The following is a 20,648-nucleotide window of genomic DNA, read 5'->3' as shown; positions in this document are numbered from 1 at the left end:
CGAGCTCTCGTGGTTCCGGGATACGGGCGGGGATGGTGCCGTGTGCCGGCCGGACTCGGCAGCGAGTGTCCGAGCAGGATACGACGCACGTGGGTGATCCGCGTGCCGCTCCAGGCAACCCGACTGGTCCGATCGAGTGAGTGCTGTGTGTGGTCCGTGCCGATGTGTGTGCGGAGCGTGGCCGGAAGCGGCCTCCTCGGGTCGCTGATACCCTGGTAGCCCGTGGACCGGTGGGCAAGAAACCCCCGAACCGCAGCGACGGCACCTCCGGAAATCTTCGGACACCACGCCGGTACGCACTCCAGACCGCGACCACGGGAGCCCCCTCTTGGCCATGCCGCCCAAATCCACGACGACCAAGCACATCTTCGTCACCGGGGGTGTCGCCTCCTCCCTCGGTAAGGGCCTGACCGCCTCCAGCCTGGGTGCGCTGCTCAAGGCGCGGGGCCTGCGGGTCACCATGCAGAAGCTCGACCCCTACCTGAACGTCGACCCGGGCACCATGAACCCGTTCCAGCACGGCGAGGTGTTCGTCACCAACGACGGCGCCGAGACCGACCTGGACATCGGACACTACGAGCGCTTCCTCGACGTTGACTTGGACGGCTCCGCCAATGTCACTACAGGGCAGGTGTACTCGACGGTCATCGCCAAGGAGCGGCGTGGCGAGTACCTGGGCGACACCGTGCAGGTCATCCCGCACATCACCAACGAGATCAAGCACCGGATCCGTCGTATGGCGACCGACGACGTCGACGTCGTCATCACCGAGGTCGGCGGCACGGTCGGCGACATCGAGTCGCTGCCCTTCCTGGAGACCGTCCGCCAGGTCCGGCACGAGGTCGGCCGGGACAACGTGTTCGTGGTCCACATCTCGCTGCTGCCGTACATCGGCCCCTCCGGTGAGCTGAAGACCAAGCCGACCCAGCACTCGGTCGCGGCTCTCAGGAACATCGGTATCCAACCGGACGCGATCGTGCTGCGCGCCGACCGCGAGGTGCCCACCGCCATCAAGCGCAAGATCTCGCTGATGTGCGACGTCGACGAGGCGGCCGTGGTCGCGGCCATCGACGCCAAGTCGATCTACGACATCCCGAAGGTGCTGCACACCGAGGGCCTGGACGCCTACGTCGTACGCAAGCTGGACCTGCCCTTCCGTGACGTGGACTGGACGACCTGGGACGACCTGCTCGACCGCGTCCACAACCCGCTCCACGAGATCAACCTCGCGCTCGTCGGCAAGTACATCGACCTGCCCGACGCCTACCTCTCGGTCACCGAGGCGCTGCGCGCCGGCGGCTTCGCCAACAAGGCCCGCGTGAAGATCAAGTGGGTCACCTCGGACGACTGCAAGACCCCGGCGGGCGCCGCGAAGCAGCTCGGCGACGTCGACGCGATCTGCATCCCCGGCGGCTTCGGCGACCGTGGCGTGTCGGGCAAGGTCGGCGCGATCCAGTACGCCCGCGAGAACAAGATCCCGCTGCTCGGCCTCTGTCTCGGCCTGCAGTGCATCGTGATCGAGGCCGCACGCAACCTGGCCGGCATCCCGGACGCCAACTCCACCGAGTTCGACTCCGCCACCGCCCACCCCGTCATCTCCACGATGGCCGAGCAGCTCGACATCGTGGCGGGCGAGGGCGACATGGGCGGAACGATGCGCCTGGGCATGTATCCGGCCAAGCTCGCCGAGGGCTCCATCGCGCGCGAGGTGTACGACGACAAGGAGTACGTCGAGGAGCGTCACCGTCACCGCTACGAGGTGAACAACGCCTACCGCGGCGAGCTGGAGAAGAAGGCCGGTCTGCAGTTCTCCGGCACCTCCCCGGACGGCAAGCTCGTGGAGTACGTCGAGTACCCGCGCGAGGTGCACCCCTACCTGGTCGCGACCCAGGCGCACCCCGAGCTGCGCTCCCGCCCGACCCGCCCGCACCCGCTCTTCGCGGGCCTGGTCAAGGCCGCCGTCGAGCGCAAGACGGGCAAGTAACAGCAGGGCTGTACGGTGGCCGGGGTACGCGTCTTTTGGGACACGTGCCCCGGTTTTCGTTCGGTGCGTAGGAGGAACAGGGCGACATGACGATCAAGGACACCCCCGAGGAGTGGGAAGTCAGGGCCACCGCGACTCCCTTCGTCGGCAACAAGACGTCCGTCCGCACCGACGACGTGGTCATGCCGGACGGATCGATCGCCCGCCGCGACTACCAGGTCCACCCCGGGTCCGTGGCCGTCCTCGCCCTCGACGACCAGGACCGCGCGGTGGTGCTGCGCCAGTACCGGCACCCCGTGCGCCACAAGCTGTGGGAGATCCCGGCCGGACTCCTCGACGTGCCCGGTGAGAACCCGCTGCACGCCGCCCAGCGCGAGCTGTACGAGGAGGCGCACGTCAAGGCCGAGGACTGGCGGGTGCTGACCGACGTCTACACCACCCCGGGCGGCTGCTCCGAGGCCGTGCGGATCTTCCTCGCCCGTGACCTCTCCGAGGCCGAGGGGGAGCGCTTCGAGGTCGAGGACGAAGAGGCCGACATGGAGCTGGCCCGGGTCCCCGTCGGCGACCTCGTGCGCGGGGTGCTCGGCGGCGAACTGCACAACAACTGTCTCGTCGTGGGCGTCCTCTCCCTGGTCGCCGCCCGCGGCGGCGACGGACTCGACGCGCTGCGCCCGGCCGAGGCGCCCTGGCCGGCCCGCCCCTTCGCGTCCTGACGCACCCCGGACGCTCCGCTGCCACGGCCGGATCGAACGGCCGGATCGAACGGCCGGATCGAACGGCCGGATCGAACGGCCGGATCGAACGGCCGGATCGAACGGCCGGACACCAGCAGTCCTACGATCGGCTGATCCGATCGGGGGACGTCCCCGCCGTGCTCCGCCCGGATCGTCGCAGAGCGTGAACTAGGCTCTGGAAACGCCCGAACCGGAGTCCCGGCGGGCTTGCGCGCGCAGTGGGACGGGAGCGTGGCCCGTGGCGGATCAGGCGGTGGACACAGACGGCGCGAAGGTGTCGTCGGCGGGGCGGCGCCCGGCTGCCGGGTCCGCTCCTACGGAGGGTCAGTTCCTGGGCCGCACAAGAGAGTTGAAGGAACTCAGGGTCGACATCGAGCGCGCGGGCCTGGACACCCTCGCGGGCCGCAAGGCACCCCGCGCGCGTGTGCTGCTCATCGCCGGCAGGCCCGGATCGGGCCGGACCGCGCTCGCCGAGGAGCTCGCGCGGCAGGTTGCGGGGAGTTACCCGGACGGGGTGCTGCGCGCCCGGCTCACCGAACCCGACGGCACTCCCGTGCCCACCGAGCGCACCGCGCGGGAACTGCTGAGGACCCTGGAGCTGCCCGCTCCGGCGGGGGCCGCCGCCGACGACCTGAGCGAGGCGGTGCGCGAGGCCCTCGCCACCCGCCGCGTCCTGCTGCTGCTCGACGACGCGGCCGACGCCGAGCAGGTCGACGCGCTGCTCCCGGACACCCCCGAGTGCCTGGTCGTCGCGGTCTCCGGCGGGCCGCTGACCGGCATCGCCGACGTCCGCCCCTGCACCCTGGGCGGCCTGGACACCAAGTCCGCGCTCGAACTGCTCGACCGCTTCACCGGCTCGGTGCGCATCACCGTCGACCCGCTGGCGGCCGAGGGACTGGTCGAGGAGTGCGCCGGTCAGCCCGCCGCCCTGCGCCTCGCGGGAGGCTGGCTCGCCGCCCGCCCCACCTCGGCCGTCGCCGACCTCGCCAAGCAACTGCGCACCGAGGGCGACGAGAGCACCCCGCTCGCCCGGGTCTTCCACCTCGTCTACACCGCGCTGTCCGCCACCGCCGCGCGGATACTGCGTCTGCTCTCGCTCGCCCCGGCCGGCCTCATCGACCCGCACACCGCGTCCGCGCTGGCCGGCTGCTCGGTGGACACCGCACGGGCCGCGCTGGACGACTTCGTCGGCTTCGGCCTCGTACGGCCCGTCGAGTCGCGGCTGCCGCAGTACGAGGTGCCCGGCTGCCTGCTGCCGCTGCTGCGCTCCCTCGCCGACAGCCAGGACCGCCCGGCCGAGCTGCAGCTGGCCCGCGCCCGGATGCTGGAGCGGACCGTACGGCTGCTGGTGTCCTGCCGCGCCATCACCGAGACCGACAACGCGCCCGCCCGCGAGAAGCTCGCCGCGCTGCCCCGCGAACTGCGCTTCCCGACCCCCAGGGCGGCCGAGGACTGGCTGCGCATCCGGCAGCCCGCGTTGCTGGCCGCGGCCCGGCTCGCGGTCGCGGACGGGGAGCTGGACACCCTGGCCAGGCGGCTGATGGCCGCGCTGGTGCGGGCGATGGTCGCCCACTTCGGCACCCGGGCCGCGGCGCCCGAGCTGTACGGCATCCACCGCCTCGTCCTCGACGTCGCCGAGCGCCGGGGTCTGCCCCGCGAGAAGGCCGCGGCCCTGCTGAACCTCGCCGACCTGGACGCGCAGACCGGCCGCACGGCCGACGCCCTGGCCCGCTACCGGGCCGCCCTGGACGCCGGACGCGAGGCGAACGACCCGTATGCGACCGGCCGCGCGATGGAATCCGTAGGCGGCGCCCATCAGGAGCTCGGGGACCACGACCGGGCCGCCGACTGGTACGGCAGGGCGCTCGCCCAACGCCTGGCACGGGACGAGCGGGTGGACGCCGCCCGGCTGTACGGCCGTATCGCCACCGCGCACACCTACGCGGGCCGCTACGGCGAGGCGCTGCGCAACTGGCGCGCCGCCGTCACCGGACACCGCAGGAACGGCGATGTGCCCGCTCAGGCACGGGCGTTGAGCGAGCTGGCGCGCGTCCAGGAGTACGCCGGGCGGCCCGAGGAGTCGCTGCGCACCTGCCACGAGGCGGTCGAGTGGGCGCGCCGCGCCGAGGACCACCGGCTGCAGGCCGCGCTGCAGCTCCGGCTGGCCGACACCCTGGACCGGCTCGGCGACCCCGCCGCGGCGCGACTGCACCGCAAGGCGGCCGAGCGCATGCTGGGTGATGAGCTCCCGGAGTGCGCGACGGCCGTGGAAGACACAGAAGGCACGGAACAAGGTGCTAACGCCTGCGAAATCCGTAGTACATCCGTCGAAGATTGATGCATTGAAAGGCTAGACAGAGCGAACCCCTTCATTAGACTGGCTCCGCCGCGTTCTTTCGTGGTGTCTCCCGGTGCGCCCCCGTGTATCCGGGTATGACATGCATTGCCCCGGCTTGCATCGCCTCGGCCGTGCATAGCCCCAGAACCCTCTGAGTCAAGGACCGTGATCGACGTGAAGGTCGGCATCCCCCGCGAGGTCAAGAACAACGAGTTCCGGGTGGCCATCACCCCCGCCGGTGTGCACGAGCTGGTGCGCAACGGCCACCAGGTCGTCGTCGAGCGGAACGCCGGTGTCGGCTCCTCGATCACGGACGACGAGTACGTTTCCGCCGGTGCGCAGATCCTGCAGACCGCCGACGAGGTCTGGGCCGCCGCCGACCTGCTGCTGAAGGTCAAGGAGCCCATCGCGGAGGAGTACCACCGCCTCCGCAAGGACCAGACCCTCTTCACCTACCTGCACCTGGCCGCGTCCAAGGAGTGCACGGACGCGCTCCTGGAGTCCGGCACCACGGCGATCGCGTACGAGACGGTCGAGCTGCCGAGCCGCGCGCTGCCGCTGCTCGCCCCGATGTCCGAGGTCGCGGGCCGCCTCGCCCCCCAGGTCGGCGCCTACCACCTGATGGCCGCCAACGGCGGCCGCGGTGTGCTGCCCGGCGGTGTCCCCGGTGTGCTGCCCGCCAAGGCGGTCGTCATCGGCGGCGGCGTCTCCGGCTGGAACGCCGCGCAGATCGCCATCGGCATGGGCTTCCAGGTGACCCTGCTCGACCGTGACATCAACAAGCTCAAGGAGGCGGACAAGATCTTCGGCACGAAGATCCAGACCGTCGTCTCCAACGCCTTCGAGCTCGAGAAGGCCTGCCTCGAGGCCGACCTCGTCATCGGTGCGGTCCTGATCCCCGGTGCCAAGGCCCCGAAGCTCGTCACCAACGAGCTGGTCTCCCGGATGAAGGCGGGAAGTGTTCTTGTCGACATCGCGATCGACCAGGGCGGATGCTTCGAGGACTCCCGTCCGACCACGCACGCCGAGCCGACCTTCCCGGTCCACAAGTCGGTCTTCTACTGCGTCGCCAACATGCCCGGCGCCGTGCCCAACACCTCCACGTACGCGCTGACCAACGCCACGCTGCCGTACATCGTGGAACTGGCCAACCGCGGCTGGGTCGAGGCGCTGCGCCGCGACCCCGCGCTGGCCAAGGGCCTCAACACGCACGACGGCAAGGTCGTGTACCGGGAGGTCGCGGAGGCGCACGGCCTGGAGCACGTCGAGCTGGAGTCCCTGCTCGGCTGAGACACCGAAGGGTGACCGGCCGAGTGGCCGGCTGACCCATCGATCGGCAAAAGGCGATACGTCAACACAGGTCGTCAACGCCCCGTACCCGGCCGGACCTTGCCCAGCGAGGTCCGGCCGGGTGTGTGTCGGGTCACTTTGCGACACTCGTTCAACTCGCCACGAACGTAACCCTTTAACCGATTCGCACACCCGTGAAACCTGCTGTGCGACGGCCTTACGCCCTTGACAGAGGGGTGTTCGGTTGCCGACACATCGGGTCGGGTCCGGCGGATTGTGTTGCTGCGGACCGGTGACACGCCATAGAGTCGCCAACCGTCGGCATGGTGCCACGCTGACCTATCTAGAAGTTTCCTGGTCACCAAGGAGGTAAGACGACTTGTGAATGAGTCGACATTTACTCCCGGGGGTGGTCAACCAGGAATGCCGGCGCGGGGCCAGGGCCCCACGGGGCTCGAGGCTGTCGGCTCCGTCGCTGTCCGAACCTTCGCAGCGCAAAAGAGTCCCCGGATGACTCAGACAGCACACCAGAGCATGGATGGCCATCACGTGAACGCCATGGCCGGCAACGGAAGTGGCGGGAACCACACCCACTTCGCCGACTACGACGAACTGCCCGAGGGGCACTTCTACGACCCCGACGCCGAGTACGAGCCCGATCCGGAGTACGCGGCCACGCTCGCGCCCGACGCGGCCCGTCAGCGCCGTGAGCGCGTCGGACCGACCGGACGCCCGCTGCCCTACTTCCCGATCCCGGGTCCGCTGACCAGCCACGGCCCCGCGACGATCATCGCGATGTGCAACCAGAAGGGCGGCGTCGGCAAGACGACGTCGACCATCAACCTGGGTGCCGCGCTCGCGGAGTACGGACGCCGGGTCCTGCTCGTCGACTTCGACCCGCAGGGCGCGCTCTCCGTGGGCCTCGGCGTCAACCCCATGGAGCTCGACCTCACCGTCTACAACCTGCTCATGGAGCGGGGCATGGCGGCCGACGAGGTGCTCCTGAAGACGGCGGTCCCGAACATGGACCTGCTGCCCAGCAACATCGACCTGTCCGCCGCCGAGGTGCAGTTGGTGTCCGAGGTCGCGCGCGAGTCCACGCTCCAGCGCGCGCTGAAGCCGCTGATGGCCGACTACGACTACATCGTGATCGACTGTCAGCCCTCGCTCGGCCTGCTCACCGTCAACGCCCTCACGGCGGCCCACAAGGTGATCGTGCCGCTCGAGTGCGAGTTCTTCGCCCTGCGTGGTGTCGCGCTGCTCACCGAGACCATCGAGAAGGTCCAGGAGCGGCTCAACCCCGAGCTGGAGCTCGACGGCATCCTCGCCACGATGTACGACTCCCGCACGGTGCACAGCCGTGAGGTGCTCGCGCGCGTGGTCGAGGCGTTCGACGATCACGTCTACCACACGGTGATCGGCCGGACCGTCCGCTTCCCGGAGACCACCGTCGCCGGTGAGCCGATCACCACGTACGCCTCCAACTCCGTCGGTGCCGCCGCCTATCGCCAGCTCGCCAGGGAGGTGCTCGCCCGGTGTCACGCCGAGTGAGTCTGCCGGGGGCCGACGAACTGTTCCGTACCACCGGGGGCATGGCGCTCCAGTCATCCACCCCCAGCCGCCGGACCAACGGCGAGGCCCGGGTACCGGCTCCGGCCGGTGAGAGCGACCCGGCCGCCGTCGCGGAGGACGCGCCGCAGTCGGTGCCCGTGCAGGGCGGTGACGGCGAGGGCGACGAACACGTCGCGGCGGACGCCGAGGCGGACGCGGGAGAGTCCCGCAGCAGGGGCACGGCCCCGGAGCGCTCGGCGCGGCGCCAGGCGACGCAGGAGGGCGCCGGCGGGCAGGCCGCCCGCGGCAGCAAGCGCTCCCGCGCCGCCAACCGGCGGCCCAGCGGACGGGAGCGGCACGACGAGAAGATCACGGTGTACGTGTCCGCCGAGGAGCTCATGGACCTCGAGCACGCCCGGCTGGTGCTTCGCGGGGAGCACGGGCTCGCGGTCGACCGCGGCCGGATCGTCCGCGAGGCGGTCGCCGTCGTACTCGCCGATCTTGAATCCCGCGGGGACGCGAGCATCCTCGTACGACGGCTTCGCGGGCGGTAGCGGTAGCCTGCGACGGCTATGACCTCGAACGACACCTCGGTCCCCGCCGGCTCCGGCGGCCGTCGTCGTGTCCTGGGGCGGGGCCCCGGCGCGACGCCGGTCCCGACGGAGGAGCGGGACGGGCGGCCCGAGGAGCGCGCCGAGCCAGCAGAGGGGCCGCCGGTCGACGGGCGAGCCGAGTCGGTCGAGGAGCCCGTCGAGGAGCCCGTAGAGGCCGCCGCGGAGACGGCGCCCGAGCCTCCGGCGGAGACGGCGCCCGAGCCTCCGGCAGTGGACCCTCCTGCGGACACGGCGCTTGAGCCCTCGGCCGGGCCTCCGGCGCAGGCCGAGGCCGGTGACGGGGTCTTCAAGGTACGGCTCGCGAACTTCGAGGGGCCGTTCGACCTGCTGCTTCAGTTGATCTCGAAGCACAAGCTCGATGTCACCGAAGTGGCGCTGTCCAAGGTCACCGACGAGTTCATGGCGCACATCAGGGCGATGGGGCCCGACTGGGACCTCGACCAGACGACCGAGTTCCTGGTCGTCGCGGCGACGCTGCTCGATCTGAAGGCCGCCCGGCTGCTCCCGGCCGCCGAGGTCGAGGACGAGGCGGATCTGGCGCTGCTGGAGGCCCGGGACCTGCTGTTCGCGCGGCTGCTCCAGTACCGCGCCTACAAGCAGATCGCGGACATCCTCAACGCCCGGCTGGAGGAAGAGGGCCGCCGCTACCCGCGTACCGTCGGGCTCGAAGCCCACCACGCCGAGCTGCTGCCCGAGGTGGTCATCAGCATCGGGGCGGAAGGATTCGCCAGGCTCGCCGTGAAGGCGATGCAGCCCAAACCCAAACCGCAGGTGTACGTCGACCACATCCACGCCCCGCTGGTGAGCGTGCAGGAGCAGGCCGGGATCGTGGTGGCGCGGCTGCGGGAGCTCGGGGAGGCCAGTTTCCGCGCCCTCGTCGAGGACACCGAGGACACGCTCACCGTCGTGGCCCGGTTCCTGGCCCTGCTGGAGCTCTACCGGGAGAAGGCCGTCGCCCTCGACCAGGAGGAGGCCCTCGGGGAGCTCATGGTGCGCTGGACGGGCGGTGACGGCGACGGCCAGCCGAGGGTGACGGACGAGTTCGACCGCCCGCCGGAGGTGGCCAAGGACGACCGGGCCAAGGACGGCGACACCAAGGACGACAAGATCAAGGACGGCGCCAAGGAGGAGAAGGCGTGAGCCAGGAGAGCAGCGACGTCCCGGCGGGCCTGCGCACCGTCGCCGACCTCGATCTGAAGCCCGCCCTGGAGGCCGTCCTCATGGTCGTGGACGAGCCCGCGACCGAGGAGCACCTCGCGAAGATCCTGGAGCGGCCCAAACGGCAGATCAAGGACGCGCTGCGGGAGCTGGCCGACGAGTACACCGTCCAGGGCCGCGGTTTCGAGCTGCGGCTCATCGCGGGCGGCTGGCGGTTCTACACCCGGCCCGAGTACGCGGCGGCCGTCGAACGCTTCGTCCTCGACGGGCAGCAGGCCCGGCTCACCCAGGCGGCTCTTGAGACCCTGGCGGTCGTCGCCTACCGCCAGCCGGTCAGCCGATCGCGGGTCTCGGCGGTCCGCGGAGTGAACTGCGACGGTGTGATGCGCACCCTGTTGCAGCGCGGTCTGGTCGAGGAGGCGGGCACGGAACCCGAAACAGGTGCGATCCTGTACGTGACGACGAACTACTTCCTGGAGCGAATGGGCCTGCGCGGTCTGGACGAGCTCCCGGAGCTCGCGCCCTTCCTCCCCGAGGCGGACGCGATCGAGGCCGAGACGCTGGAAGGGGTCCCGTCGTTCGATCCGGATGCACCGGATGCAGATGCAGACGACACGACGACGACGGAACTTTGATGCGAAGCAGTGGCAGTGGCAGTGGCAGGAACAGCGGGCGCGGCAACCCGCGCGGGACCGGTGGAGGCGGCAATCCCCGCGGGACCGGCGGAGGCGGCAACCCTCGCGGGACCGGCGGGAGCGGCAACCCCCGGGGCGCCGGTGGGGGCGGCTCCCAGCCGAGGAGCGCGGGAGGGCGCGACGACAGGCCGAAGCGCGCCGGCAAGCCCCGCCCCGAGGAGCGCCGCTACGACGTAGGCCCCGCCGCGTCCCACGAAGGCCCGAAGTCCGGGCGCGGCAACGCGGCCCGCGGCGGCGCCAAGGGCGGCCCCAAGCAGGGCCAGCAGCGCGGCGGCCGTACGGAACCCTCGCGTTCCCGCGAGTACGAGACGCGGGCCGAGGAGCGCAACCGGGACCGGTACGCGGGCAAGCCGGAGATCAAGACGCCCAGGACCCACCCCGGGGCCGAGGAGGAGGGCGAGCGCCTGCAGAAGGTGCTCGCGCGCGCGGGCTACGGCTCCCGGCGTACCTGCGAGGAGCTGATCGAGCAGGCCAGGGTCGAGGTCAACGGCGAGATCGTCCTGGAGCAGGGTCTGCGCGTCGACCCGGAGCACGACGAGATCAAGGTCGACGGGCTGACCGTGGCCACGCAGTCGTACCAGTTCTTCTCGCTGAACAAGCCCGCCGGTGTGGTCTCGACCATGGAGGACACGGAGGGCCGGCAGTGCCTCGGTGACTACGTGACGAACCGCGAGACGCGGCTCTTCCACGTCGGGCGGCTCGACACCGAGACCGAGGGCGTCATCCTGCTCACCAACCACGGCGAGCTGGCGCACCGGCTGACCCACCCCAAGTACGGCGTGAAGAAGGTCTACCTCGCGCACATCGTGGGTCCCATCCCGCGCGACCTGGGCAAGCGGCTCAAGGACGGCATCCAGCTGGAGGACGGGTACGCCAAGGCGGACCACTTCCGCGTCGTCGAGCAGACCGGCAAGAACTACCTCGTCGAGGTGACCCTGCACGAGGGCCGCAAGCACATCGTGCGCCGCATGCTCGCGGAGGCCGGCTTCCCGGTCGACAAGCTCGTGCGCGTGGCTTTCGGTCCGATCACCCTGGGCGACCAGAAGTCGGGCTGGCTGCGCCGCCTGTCGAACACCGAGGTCGGGATGCTCATGCAGGAGGTCGATCTCTAGCCCCACGCCCGGCGGCCCTGGAGGGCGCTGTGCGCCCTCCGCCCGCCTTCACCGCCCTTCGGGGAGCGCGGAGGGCTCCGACGCGCTCCAGGGGCCGCTGAGGGCTTCTGTCACGGATGCGCCGAGAACACGGATGTGCCGAGAACCGCGCCCGAGGTCTTGTAGGGCGCGGTTCGGCTTTTTATAGTCGTACTGACTATTACTCGTACTGGCCCCTGCTCGTGCCGGCCGGTACCGGCCACGACACGTGCGGAACCGGAGGCGGGTGATTTGCGCGCAGAGGGAGGGCTCGCTCCCGAGGGCTACGACAAGTACGCCTTCGAGCCCTTCGCCGTCACCGTCGACCTCGCCGTCCTGACCGTCCGCGCGGGCGAACTCGAGGTGCTGCTCGTCGAACGGGGGCAGGAACCGTACGTCGGCCGCTGGGCACTGCCCGGCGGCTTCGTGCTGCCGAAGGAATCCGCGGAGACGGCCGCCCGGCGCGTACTCGCCGTGGAGACCGGCATCCGGGACCTCTCCCGCCTCCACCTGGAACAGCTGCGGACCTACAGCGAACCCGACCGCGACCCGAGAATGCGGGTCGTCTCCGTCGCGTTCGCCGCGCTGCTCCCCGACCCTCCCGAGCCGCACGGCGGCGGTGACGCGGCGCAGGCCCGCTGGCTGCCGTACGGCTCGGCCGGTCCGCTCGCCTTCGACCACGACCGCATCCTCGCCGACGCCCACGAACGTGTCGGCGCCAAGCTCGAGTACACCTGTCTCGCCACGTCCTTCTGCCGGCCCGAGTTCACCCTCGGTGAGCTGCAGCGGATCTACGAGACGGTGTGGGGCGCCGTCCTCGACCGGCCCAACTTCCGGCGCAAGGTCCTCGCCACGCCCGGGTTCGTCGCACCGGTCCCGGGGGCCGCACGCCTCACCGGAGGCCGCGGCAAACCCGCGGCGCTCTACCGCGCGGGCGGCGCCACCGCCCTGCAGCCACCCCTGCTGCGTCCCCCTTCGGAAGGACGGCCCTCATGACCACCACCCCGACGCTCGCGAAGCACGCCGCCAGCGGATCCCTGCTCGGCCTCGCCCTCGGCGACGCGCTGGGCTTCCCGACCGAGTTCAACGACATCCCCTCGATCCTGGCCAAGTTCGGCCCCTGGCGGGAGATGAAGCTGCCGCGGCCCGCGATCGTCACGGACGACACGCAGATGACGCTGGCGCTGGGGCGGGGGCTGCGTACGGCGATGGACCGCGGGTTGCTCACACCGCTGCGGATGCAACGGCCGGTGCGCGAGGAGTTCGTGGACTGGTACCAGTCGCCCGACAACAACCGCGCGCCCGGCCGCACCTGCCTCGTGGCCTGCAACCTCCTGAAGACCGAGGGCCGGCCCTGGCAGGAGGCCAGCCAGATCGACTCCAAGGGGTGCGGGGCCAACATGCGGGTGGCGCCGGTCGGGCTCGTACGGGGGCTGAGCGAGGAACAGCGTTCGGGCGCCGCGCAGTTGCAGGCCGCGCTCACCCACGGCCATCCCACCGCGCTCGCCGCCTCGGACCTCACCGCCCACGCCGTGTGGCTCCTGGCCGAAGGCGCCGAGCCGACCGAACTGATCGGCCTCCTGCGTTCGTACGCCCAGGGGAACCGCGGCCGCTACCTCTCCCGCTGGCTCGGCGACCTGTGGACCCGCAGCCAGGACCCCACACCGGAGCACTTCATCGAACGCGGCTGGGACGAGTGCCTGGAGGTCCTCGACCGCCTGCAGGACGCCGTGCGCACCGCCTCGCCCGAGAGCGACCCGTGCCTGGCCACCGGCGCGGGCTGGATCGCCGAGGAGGCGCTCGCCACCGGACTGCTGTGCTTCCTGCAGTTCGTCGACGAGCCCGTCACCGCGCTGCGCCGCGCGGCCTGCACCTCCGGCGACTCCGACTCCATCGCCTGTCTGACGGGCGCGTTCGCAGGCGCCCACCACGGCTCCGACGCCTGGCCGACGGAGTGGGCCGACCGCATCGAGTACCAGAGTGACCTCATGTCGCTGGGGGCGCTCTGGGATGCCTGAGCGGCGGCTCTGGGATGCTTGGGCGATGATCGACGACGTCCTGGACATCGACCTCGCGGGTGTGGTGGCCGAGCAGCCCGACCCGGTGCTGTTCGCCACCGTCTCCGGAGCGCATCTGTACGGCTTCCCGTCACGCGACTCGGATGTCGACCTGCGGGGTGTGCACCTGTTGCCGACGGCCGAACTGGTCGGCCTGCGCGAGCCGGACGAGACCCGGTCGCGGATGTGGGACCGGGACGGCGTCGAGATGGACCTCGTCACCCACGACCTGCGCAAGTTCGTACGGCTGATGCTGCGGCGCAACGGCTATGTGCTGGAGCAGCTGCTCTCGCCCCTGGTCGTGCACACCGGGGAGGCGCACCGCGAGCTGGTCTCGCTCGCCCCGGGAGTCCTCACCTCCCACCACGCCCACCACTACCGGGGTTTCGCGACGACCCAGTGGCGGCTTTTCGAGAAGACCGGTGAACTCAAGCCGCTGCTCTACACGTTCCGGGTGCTGCTCACCGGCATTCATCTGATGCGCAGCGGTGAGGTGCAGGCCGATCTGCGCACGCTGGTCGCGGAGGTCGGGGAGGCTCCCGGGTGTCTGCCCGACCTGATCGCGGCGAAGGCGGAGCGGGAGCACGGGGACGCGGACGTCGACCACACGCGTGTGGCGGCCGACGTGGAGCGGCTGCACGGCGTGCTGGACCTGGCGCAGGACGCCTCAGCGCTGCCGGACGCTCCGTCCGCGTACGAGGCCCTGCACGCGTTCGTCGTCCGGGTCCGGCTGGAGGGCACGGGGGGCTTCGGAGTCCGCGCGGAGGGCTGAGGCGCGGCGGGTGCGCAGGAGGAAGTCCTCGACGCGGGCGTGGTCCGGTTCCGCGGGCAGGGGGCTGTGGACGGCCGCCTCGTCCGCCTCGGTCGCCAGCCGGGACATCCAGGCCTCGGCCTCCGGCCACGGGACCTCGCCGCGCTTCACCGCGAGCAGAGCCTCGCGCCGCGGGCCGACGTCGATCGTCAGCGCGCCGGTGCGCAGCAGGTCACGAGAGCTCATGAGGAGGCGCAGGAGGTGCATGGCGTGCTTCCAGCGCGGAGCGCCGTGCTGCCGGACGTCGGCGTCCAGCTTCTTGCGCTGACCCAGCGCGTAGCGGGCGAACGTGTCGTGCACCCGGCGGGAGAGGAACGCCTCGCGCAGGGCGAGGAGTTCGCGCCCCGTGTCGTCGACGTACTCGACGAGTGGGGAGTGCAGGCACTCCAGGATGTTCGGGTTGGCGCGCAGCGCGAGGGTGCAGAAGCGCTCCAGTTCCCAGCTGAACTGTTCCTCGGCCGGCCCCTCGACGTGCGTCGGAGGCTTCTCGAAGTGCCAGAAGAGCGGGGTCGGCGCGAGGAACACACCCCTGCGGTCCGTGTCGCTGCCGTCCGTGGCCAGCCCGAAGGCGCGCGAACCCATCACGCAGGAGTAGATCGTGTGGTCGCGCACCAGGGACACCGGGGTCTCGCAATGCATGTGCTGGAGCCTACGTGCCCGCTCACGCCAGGAAGATCGATTTCCCCTTCATCGTGATCTCCTTCGCGGGCAGTGGTCGCGGGGCCGGGCCCGCGACCACCGAGGCGTCGGTGATGCGGTACTTGCTGCCGTGGCAGGGGCAGTCGATGGTTCCGTCGGCGACCTTGTTCACCGTGCAGCCCTGATGGGTGCAGATCGCCGAGAAGGCCTTGAACTCGCCCTGCTTCGGCTGGGTGACCACGACCTTCTGCTCCTTGAAGACCTTGCCGCCGCCGACCGGGATGTGGCTCTTCTCAGCGAGTTCCCGGTCGGCCGAGGGCTTGGAGGAGGCGATCGGGGAGGTGGTCGTGGTGGGGGACGCCGACGACGAACTGCTGCTGGCGCCGTACTTGCTGCACCCCGCGAGCAGGAAGGCCGCGCCCGTTCCGAGAACCGTGCGCCGCGCCGGGGGGGTCGTCATGTCGTCACTCCGAACGTACGGAAGAACCAGAGAGCCGACGTCAGCCAGATGGCCGTGAGGACGACGAAGACGAGTCCTCCGACCAGGGGCAGCAGCCAGCCGGGCAGTCGCTCCGAGCGGAGCAAGAGCATTTTGGCACTAAATGCACCGAAGAAGAAGCAACCCAGGAGCGAATGCCGCATCACCCGCGGTTCGTACGTCTGATAGCCCAACGCGTACAGGCAGTGCACCGCGACCGGCACCGCCACCAGGAACGCGACCCGCCCCGACCAGCGGTGCAGCGTCGGCGCCCAGCTCGGCCCGGGCAGCTTCCCGTAGACCATGAACGCCGAGACCAACTGGACCAGCGCGAAGGCGAAGGCCGTCGTCGCCAGCCACGACTTCACCGCGCCCGTGCTGCTGAACCCCGCGAGGTTGAAGGCGGTCCCCGCCGGGTGGTGCGTCTTGCCGTAGGCGCCGAGGCCGACCGCGACCGCCGCGGCGACGAGGGCGGGGACGAGATAGCGGGCCGCGCCCGGGCGGCGGTGGGCGGGCGGGGGAGAGGGGAAGCCCTGGGTGGCGGCGTTCGGATCCACGGTCATGTCGGCTCCCGATCAGGAAAGGGCCAGGAAAGGGTTCACGAACGGGTCGTGGTGTCACGGGTCTTGAAGTGACGGGCCTTGGAGCCACGGGTCTCGAAGTGACGTCTTGGGGCAACGGCTCATGGAGTGACGGGGGAGGCGGTGAGTGTCTGTCCGTCGACCGTCACGGTGCCGGACCCAGGGTCGATCGTCGGCGCCGCCGCGGGCTTGCCGTCCCGGTCGAGGATGCCGACCTGCTTGCCGCCGGGCAGCACGATCCAGCCGCCGTCGAGCTTGGCGCCGCGCACCGTGGCGGTCGCGCGGTAGAGCCCGGACGGCTTGACCGCCTTGTCGGCGGTGAACGCGTAGCGCTGCCGGCCGAGGTCGACGGTGCCGCGGATGCTCCTGCCGTCCTTGAGCGTGCCGTTCAGTTCGGCGCCGTTCTTGCCGGTGAGCTTCATGGTGCCGTCGTCCTTGACGTCGCCCTTCAGCCACGACTCCTTGCTCCGGCCGTCGCAGAAGTACGCGATCGCCTTGCCGCCCCGCAGGGAGACCGCGACCGCGGAGGAGTTGTCGTCGGTGCGGCCCGCGTAGTCGGCGTTCGGCGGCGCGCTCTTCGAAGGGGGCGGGGGGTTCGGCGACGGCGGCGCACTGGTGGGCGGCGGGCTCGCCTGCGGCGTGGCGTCGGGTGCGGCCTCCGGGGACGAGGAGGACACGTTCTTCGTCCCCGTCGTCGCGTTGAGCGTCAGCAGGAACACGGCGAGCAGGAGCCCCGCCAGAAGGGTGAGCAGCGGTCCTGGGCGTTTCATACGGGCCATGCGGGCCTCCCCCGAGGCGAGTCTCCTGCCATGAGAGCGGACCCGTGCCCCGGCGTCCAGAGGCGCAACGGGTGTTCTCACTACAAGTGGCGGAATAGGGCGATTCAGGTGACATTGGCGAAGGCCCGGGCGTGGTGGTGGCCCACCCCCGGCCGCACTCCCGAAAGACACTCCCCAGACACTCCCTGAAACCCACTCTCGAAGGCGTGACCATGGCGGGTAACGATCTCGGCGGCCTGCTCGACGGTCTCCTCGGCGGAGGCGGCCAGGGCGGTTCCGGCGGTTCCGGCGCGGGCAACATCCTCGGCCCGCTGCTCGGCGCCCTGGGCGGCGGCGATGGCCAGGCGGCCGACGGCAATCCCCTGGGCGGTCTGCTGGAGATGCTCACCAAGTCGGGCCTGATGGACCAGGCCCAGTCGTGGATCGGGACGGGCGAGAACAAGCCCGTCAGCGGTGAGCAGATCGCCCAGGCCCTGCCCGGCGACACCCTCCGGGAGGTCGCCGCACAGGCCGGCGTCAGCCCGCAGGAGGCCGCGGACCAGATCGCCCAGCACCTGCCCCAGGCGGTCGACAAACTGACTCCGAGCGGAGAGCTGCCGCAGCCGGGCGCCTCCCTGGAGGACCTCATCAAGCAGCAGTCGCTCTGAGGCGTGCCCCTTTCCGTGCGCGGCGGCCGTCTCGTCAGGCGGGCGCCGCGCACTCGCGCGTTGCGGCCTGACTACGCTGGTGTGACAAGACGAGACACGACGACATACGACGAGATACGGCAAGGTACGTAGCTCGGCTCAGCGAGGAGTGACACCGTGGCGGTACGAGCGGTCCGGGGCGCCGTCCAACTGGAACGGGACGAGGCCGGCCACATGGACGAGCAGGTCAGCGAGCTGCTCACCGCCGTCCTGGAGCGCAACGGTCTCACCACCGACGACCTCATCAGCATCTGGTTCACCGCGACGCCCGATCTGCACAGCGACTTCCCGGCCGCCGCCGCCCGCAAGCTCGGCATCGTCGACGTACCGCTGATCTGCGCGCAGGAGCTGGACATCGAGGGTGCGATGCCCCGGGTCGTACGGATCCTCGCGCACATCGAGTCCGACAAGCCCCGCGCCGACTTCGCGCACGTCTACCTGGGTGCCGCGGGCGCGCTGCGCAAGGACATCGCCCAGTGAGAACCGCGCTCGTCATCGGAACCGGGCTGATCGGTACGTCGGCGGCCCTCGCGCTCTCCCAGCGGGGCGTCGTCGTCCACCTCACCGACCACGACCCGGAGCAGGCCCGTACGGCGGCCGCGCTCGGCGCCGGCACCGAGGAGGCGCCCGGCGGCCCCGTGGACCTCGCGATCGTGGCGGCCCCGCCGGCGCACGTGGCGGCGACGCTCGCGGACGCCATGCGGCGCGGGGTCGCGCGCGGCTACCTCGACGTGGCGAGCGTCAAGGGCGGACCGCGCCGCGAGCTGGAGGCGCTCGGCCTCGACCTCTCCGCGTACATCGGTTCGCACCCCATGTCGGGCCGCGAGAAGTCGGGCCCGCTGGCCGCGACGGGTGACCTCTTCGAAGGCCGCCCCTGGGTCCTCACCCCGACCCGGGACACGGACACCGAGGTCCTGAACCTGGCCCTCGAGCTGGTGTCGCACTGCCGTGCCGTCCCGGTCGTCATGGACGCCGACGCCCACGACCGCGCGGTCGCGCTCGTCTCCCACATGCCGCATCTGGTGTCCAGCATGGTCGCCGCGCGCCTGGAGAACGCGGAGGAGGCGGCGGTACGGCTGTGCGGGCAGGGCATCCGTGACGTGACCCGGATCGCGGCCTCCGACCCCCGGATGTGGATCGACATCCTCTCCGCGAACCCGGGCCCGGTCGCCGACCTCCTCGCGGACGTCTCCGCCGACCTCGACGAGACCGTCCAGGCCCTGCGGGCCCTTCAGTCCTCCGACGAGGCCAAGCGGCGCGTGGGCGCGAGCGGCATCGAGAACGTCCTGCGCCGCGGCAACGCGGGCCAGGTCCGCGTCCCCGGCAAGCACGGTGCCGCGCCTCTGACGTACGAGACGGTGGCCGTCCTCATCGACGACCAGCCCGGCCAGCTGGCCCGCATCTTCGCCGACGCGGGGGCCGCCGGGGTCAACATCGAGGACGTACGCATCGAGCACGCGACCGGACAGCAGGCCGGCCTCGTCCAGCTGATGGTGGACCCGAAGGCGGCACCGGTGCTGAGCACGGCACTGCGGGAACGGGGCTGGGCACTGCGGCAGTAGGGGCACCGCCCGGCCCGGTGCGGCCTGCCCCGGGGCGGCGCCGGTGCTTGCCGTGCGGTGAGCCCGGGAAGAGCCAGTAATGCGGGGTCCGGGGAGACAGTAACCTTGTGCTGGGCGCGATCGTGCCCCGCACAGACCGCCACCCCGCACCAGGAAGGTGTTCCCACCGTGGAAAACGGCGCCGCCCGGCCCGCCCCGGCAGTGATTGTCGCCATCGACGGCCCGTCCGGCACGGGCAAGTCGAGCACCTCCAAGGCCGTGGCCGCGAAGCTGGGCCTCAGCTACCTGGACACGGGCGCGCAGTACCGGGCGATCACCTGGTGGATGGTGACCAACGGCATCGACATCACGGACCCGACCGCGATCGCCGCCGTGGCGGGGAAGCCGGAGATCATCTCCGGGACCGACCCCTCCGCGCCGGCCATCACGGTCGACGGGACCGACGTCGCGGGCCCGATCCGCACCCAGGAGGTCACCTCCAAGGTCAGCGCGGTCAGCGCGGTGCCCGAGGTGCGCGCCCGGATCACCGAGCTGCAGCGTTCGATCGCGGCCGCCGCCGAGCCGGGGATAGTCGTCGAGGGACGCGACATCGGCACCACCGTGCTGCCGGACGCCGATCTGAAGATCTTCCTCACCGCTTCCCCGGAGGCGCGTGCCTCCCGGCGCAGCGGTGAGCTGAAGGGCGCGGACGTCCACAGCACCCGCGAGGCCCTGCTCAAGCGGGACGCCGCCGACTCCAGCCGTAAGACCTCCCCCCTCGCCAAGGCGGACGACGCGGTCGAGGTGGACACCTCCGACCTCACGCTCCAGCAGGTCATCGAGTGCGTCGTCACCCTCGTCGAGGAGAAGCGGGTCGCCAAGTGACCGCACCCTCCGAGAGAGGCGCCGAGGTAGGGCGCCGTATCGGCGTCGGCCTGATGTACGGGCTGTGGAAGCCGCGCGTGCTCGGCGCCTGGAAGGTCCCCGCGACCGGCCCGGCGATCCTGGCCGTGAACCACTCGCACGCCGTCGACGGCCCGATGGTCATGGGCGTGGCGCCCCGCCCCACCCACTTCCTGATCAAGAAGGAAGCCTTCATCGGCCCGCTCGACCCCTTCCTCCTCGCCATCGGCCAGGTGAAGGTGGACCGTGCGACCACCGACCGCACCGCCATCACCGACGCCCTCGGCGTCCTGTCGTCCGGTGGCGTGCTCGGGATCTTCCCGGAGGGCACCCGCGGTGAGGGCGACTTCGCCTCGCTGCGTGCCGGACTCGCGTACTTCGCGGTCCGCTCCGGCGCGCCGATCGTCCCCGTGGCGGTGCTGGGAAGTTCCGAGAAGAGCAGCCGGTTGACAAAGGCGCTGCCCCCGCTGCGCAGCCGGGTCGACGTCGTCTTCGGCGACCCCTTCGAGGCGGGCGACGGCAGCGGACGGCGTACCCGCAAGGCGCTGGACGAGGCGACCGCCCGCATCCAGAAGCAGCTGAGCGCCCACCTGGACCACGCCAGGCGTCTGACCGGACGCCCGGAAAACGCCGGGCGCCCCACCGGGCACTAGGCGACACTTGAGTAGTGGATCACCCG

Annotated in this window: 20 protein-coding genes and 1 pseudogene; 17 read left to right on the top strand and 4 right to left on the bottom strand. The window is 71.1% G+C overall.

The window, feature by feature from the left end:
* Positions 1-334 precede the first annotated feature (334 nt).
* From pyrG to AAFF41_RS12805, 12 genes are all read left to right on the top strand, one after another.
* Positions 335-1,984 carry a CTP synthase gene (gene pyrG / locus AAFF41_RS12860; protein WP_054234472.1) on the top strand — a complete coding sequence of 550 codons (1,650 nt, stop codon included), beginning with the start codon at positions 335-337 and terminating at the stop codon, positions 1,982-1,984.
* An 86-nt stretch (positions 1,985-2,070) separates the two neighbouring features.
* Complete coding sequence (locus AAFF41_RS12855) at positions 2,071-2,697, top strand: NUDIX hydrolase (protein WP_319744594.1); 627 nt, start codon at positions 2,071-2,073, stop codon at positions 2,695-2,697.
* 259 nt (positions 2,698-2,956) lie between these two features.
* Positions 2,957-5,056 carry a tetratricopeptide repeat protein gene (locus tag AAFF41_RS12850; protein WP_343323979.1) on the top strand — a complete coding sequence of 700 codons (2,100 nt, stop codon included), beginning with the start codon at positions 2,957-2,959 and terminating at the stop codon, positions 5,054-5,056.
* Positions 5,057-5,221: 165 nt separating this feature from the next.
* Positions 5,222-6,346 carry an alanine dehydrogenase gene (ald, locus tag AAFF41_RS12845; protein ID WP_319744599.1) on the top strand — a complete coding sequence of 375 codons (1,125 nt, stop codon included), beginning with the start codon at positions 5,222-5,224 and terminating at the stop codon, positions 6,344-6,346.
* Positions 6,347-6,769: 423 nt separating this feature from the next.
* Positions 6,770-7,897, top strand: a complete 1,128-nt coding sequence (locus AAFF41_RS12840; RefSeq protein WP_075027827.1) for a ParA family protein — start codon at positions 6,770-6,772, stop codon at positions 7,895-7,897.
* Positions 7,882-8,451 (top strand): hypothetical protein, encoded by a 570-nt coding sequence (locus AAFF41_RS12835; protein ID WP_319744601.1) that lies wholly within the window; start codon positions 7,882-7,884, stop codon positions 8,449-8,451. The genes AAFF41_RS12840 and AAFF41_RS12835 overlap by 16 nt, the downstream gene beginning before the upstream one ends.
* 18 nt (positions 8,452-8,469) lie before the next feature.
* Positions 8,470-9,651 carry a segregation and condensation protein A gene (locus AAFF41_RS12830; protein ID WP_319744603.1) on the top strand — a complete coding sequence of 394 codons (1,182 nt, stop codon included), beginning with the start codon at positions 8,470-8,472 and terminating at the stop codon, positions 9,649-9,651.
* Complete coding sequence (gene scpB, locus AAFF41_RS12825) at positions 9,648-10,304, top strand: SMC-Scp complex subunit ScpB (RefSeq protein ID WP_054234465.1); 657 nt, start codon at positions 9,648-9,650, stop codon at positions 10,302-10,304. Before AAFF41_RS12830 ends, scpB begins: the two co-directional genes overlap by 4 nt.
* Positions 10,304-11,476, top strand: coding sequence for a pseudouridine synthase (locus AAFF41_RS12820; RefSeq protein ID WP_319744605.1), 1,173 nt, complete (start codon positions 10,304-10,306; stop codon positions 11,474-11,476). The genes scpB and AAFF41_RS12820 overlap by 1 nt, the downstream gene beginning before the upstream one ends.
* A gap of 270 nt (positions 11,477-11,746) precedes the next feature.
* Entirely contained in the window at positions 11,747-12,490 is a 744-nt protein-coding gene (locus AAFF41_RS12815) for an NUDIX hydrolase (RefSeq protein WP_319744607.1), read from the top strand.
* Positions 12,487-13,512: an ADP-ribosylglycohydrolase family protein gene (locus AAFF41_RS12810; RefSeq protein WP_319744609.1), complete on the top strand. Its 1,026-nt coding sequence runs from the start codon at positions 12,487-12,489 to the stop codon at positions 13,510-13,512. The genes AAFF41_RS12815 and AAFF41_RS12810 overlap by 4 nt, the downstream gene beginning before the upstream one ends.
* Before the next feature lie 25 nt (positions 13,513-13,537).
* Entirely contained in the window at positions 13,538-14,323 is a 786-nt protein-coding gene (locus tag AAFF41_RS12805; RefSeq protein ID WP_388407911.1) for a nucleotidyltransferase domain-containing protein, read from the top strand.
* Here AAFF41_RS12805 and AAFF41_RS12800 read toward each other — a convergent pair.
* From AAFF41_RS12800 to AAFF41_RS12785, 4 genes and pseudogenes are all read right to left on the bottom strand, one after another.
* Positions 14,219-15,004: pseudogene (locus tag AAFF41_RS12800) on the bottom strand (nucleotidyltransferase domain-containing protein); the annotation flags it as partial. The gene AAFF41_RS12805 and the pseudogene AAFF41_RS12800 overlap by 105 nt on opposite strands.
* A 19-nt stretch (positions 15,005-15,023) precedes the next feature.
* Positions 15,024-15,461, bottom strand: a complete 438-nt coding sequence (locus AAFF41_RS12795; RefSeq protein ID WP_319744613.1) for a Rieske (2Fe-2S) protein — start codon at positions 15,459-15,461, stop codon at positions 15,024-15,026.
* Positions 15,458-16,042: a DUF6529 family protein gene (locus AAFF41_RS12790; protein WP_319744616.1), complete on the bottom strand. Its 585-nt coding sequence runs from the start codon at positions 16,040-16,042 to the stop codon at positions 15,458-15,460. The genes AAFF41_RS12795 and AAFF41_RS12790 overlap by 4 nt, the downstream gene beginning before the upstream one ends.
* Before the next feature lie 119 nt (positions 16,043-16,161).
* Entirely contained in the window at positions 16,162-16,830 is a 669-nt protein-coding gene (locus tag AAFF41_RS12785) for a hypothetical protein (RefSeq protein WP_343326284.1), read from the bottom strand.
* A 140-nt stretch (positions 16,831-16,970) separates the two neighbouring features.
* Here AAFF41_RS12785 and AAFF41_RS12780 point away from each other — a divergent pair, with 140 nt between their 5' ends.
* From AAFF41_RS12780 to AAFF41_RS12760, 5 genes are all read left to right on the top strand, one after another.
* A complete protein-coding gene (locus AAFF41_RS12780) occupies positions 16,971-17,486 on the top strand; it encodes a YidB family protein (RefSeq protein ID WP_487007379.1) in 516 nt (171 codons plus the stop codon).
* A 156-nt stretch (positions 17,487-17,642) separates the two neighbouring features.
* Entirely contained in the window at positions 17,643-18,005 is a 363-nt protein-coding gene (gene aroH / locus AAFF41_RS12775; protein ID WP_343323978.1) for a chorismate mutase, read from the top strand.
* Positions 18,002-19,087, top strand: coding sequence for a prephenate dehydrogenase (locus tag AAFF41_RS12770; protein WP_319744620.1), 1,086 nt, complete (start codon positions 18,002-18,004; stop codon positions 19,085-19,087). Before aroH ends, AAFF41_RS12770 begins: the two co-directional genes overlap by 4 nt.
* Before the next feature lie 168 nt (positions 19,088-19,255).
* Complete coding sequence (gene cmk / locus AAFF41_RS12765) at positions 19,256-19,951, top strand: (d)CMP kinase (protein ID WP_319744622.1); 696 nt, start codon at positions 19,256-19,258, stop codon at positions 19,949-19,951.
* Complete coding sequence (locus AAFF41_RS12760) at positions 19,909-20,622, top strand: lysophospholipid acyltransferase family protein (RefSeq protein WP_319744624.1); 714 nt, start codon at positions 19,909-19,911, stop codon at positions 20,620-20,622. Before cmk ends, AAFF41_RS12760 begins: the two co-directional genes overlap by 43 nt.
* The last annotated feature ends 26 nt before the right edge of the window (positions 20,623-20,648 follow it).

It is taken from the genome of Streptomyces mirabilis (assembly GCF_039503195.1).
In the GTDB taxonomy this organism is placed as follows: Bacteria; Actinomycetota; Actinomycetes; order Streptomycetales; family Streptomycetaceae; genus Streptomyces; species Streptomyces mirabilis_D.
The sequence above is the reverse complement of the archived record's forward strand: the minus strand, read 5'-3'. Positions and strand labels throughout refer to the sequence as shown.

Excerpts from the sequence above, each read along its gene's own strand:
- pyrG (WP_054234472.1), top strand. The coding sequence starts at position 335 with ATGCCGCCCAAATCCACGACGACCAAGCACATCTTCGTCACCGGGGGT.
- AAFF41_RS12855 (WP_319744594.1), top strand. The coding sequence starts at position 2,071 with ATGACGATCAAGGACACCCCCGAGGAGTGGGAAGTCAGGGCCACCGCG.
- AAFF41_RS12840 (WP_075027827.1), top strand. The coding sequence starts at position 6,770 with ATGCCGGCGCGGGGCCAGGGCCCCACGGGGCTCGAGGCTGTCGGCTCC.
- AAFF41_RS12830 (WP_319744603.1), top strand. The coding sequence starts at position 8,470 with ATGACCTCGAACGACACCTCGGTCCCCGCCGGCTCCGGCGGCCGTCGT.
- AAFF41_RS12820 (WP_319744605.1), top strand. The coding sequence starts at position 10,304 with ATGCGAAGCAGTGGCAGTGGCAGTGGCAGGAACAGCGGGCGCGGCAAC.
- AAFF41_RS12810 (WP_319744609.1), top strand. The coding sequence starts at position 12,487 with ATGACCACCACCCCGACGCTCGCGAAGCACGCCGCCAGCGGATCCCTG.
- AAFF41_RS12805 (WP_388407911.1), top strand. The coding sequence starts at position 13,538 with ATGATCGACGACGTCCTGGACATCGACCTCGCGGGTGTGGTGGCCGAG.
- AAFF41_RS12795 (WP_319744613.1), bottom strand. The coding sequence starts at position 15,461 with ATGACGACCCCCCCGGCGCGGCGCACGGTTCTCGGAACGGGCGCGGCC.
- AAFF41_RS12790 (WP_319744616.1), bottom strand. The coding sequence starts at position 16,042 with ATGACCGTGGATCCGAACGCCGCCACCCAGGGCTTCCCCTCTCCCCCG.
- AAFF41_RS12785 (WP_343326284.1), bottom strand. The coding sequence starts at position 16,830 with ATGAAACGCCCAGGACCGCTGCTCACCCTTCTGGCGGGGCTCCTGCTC.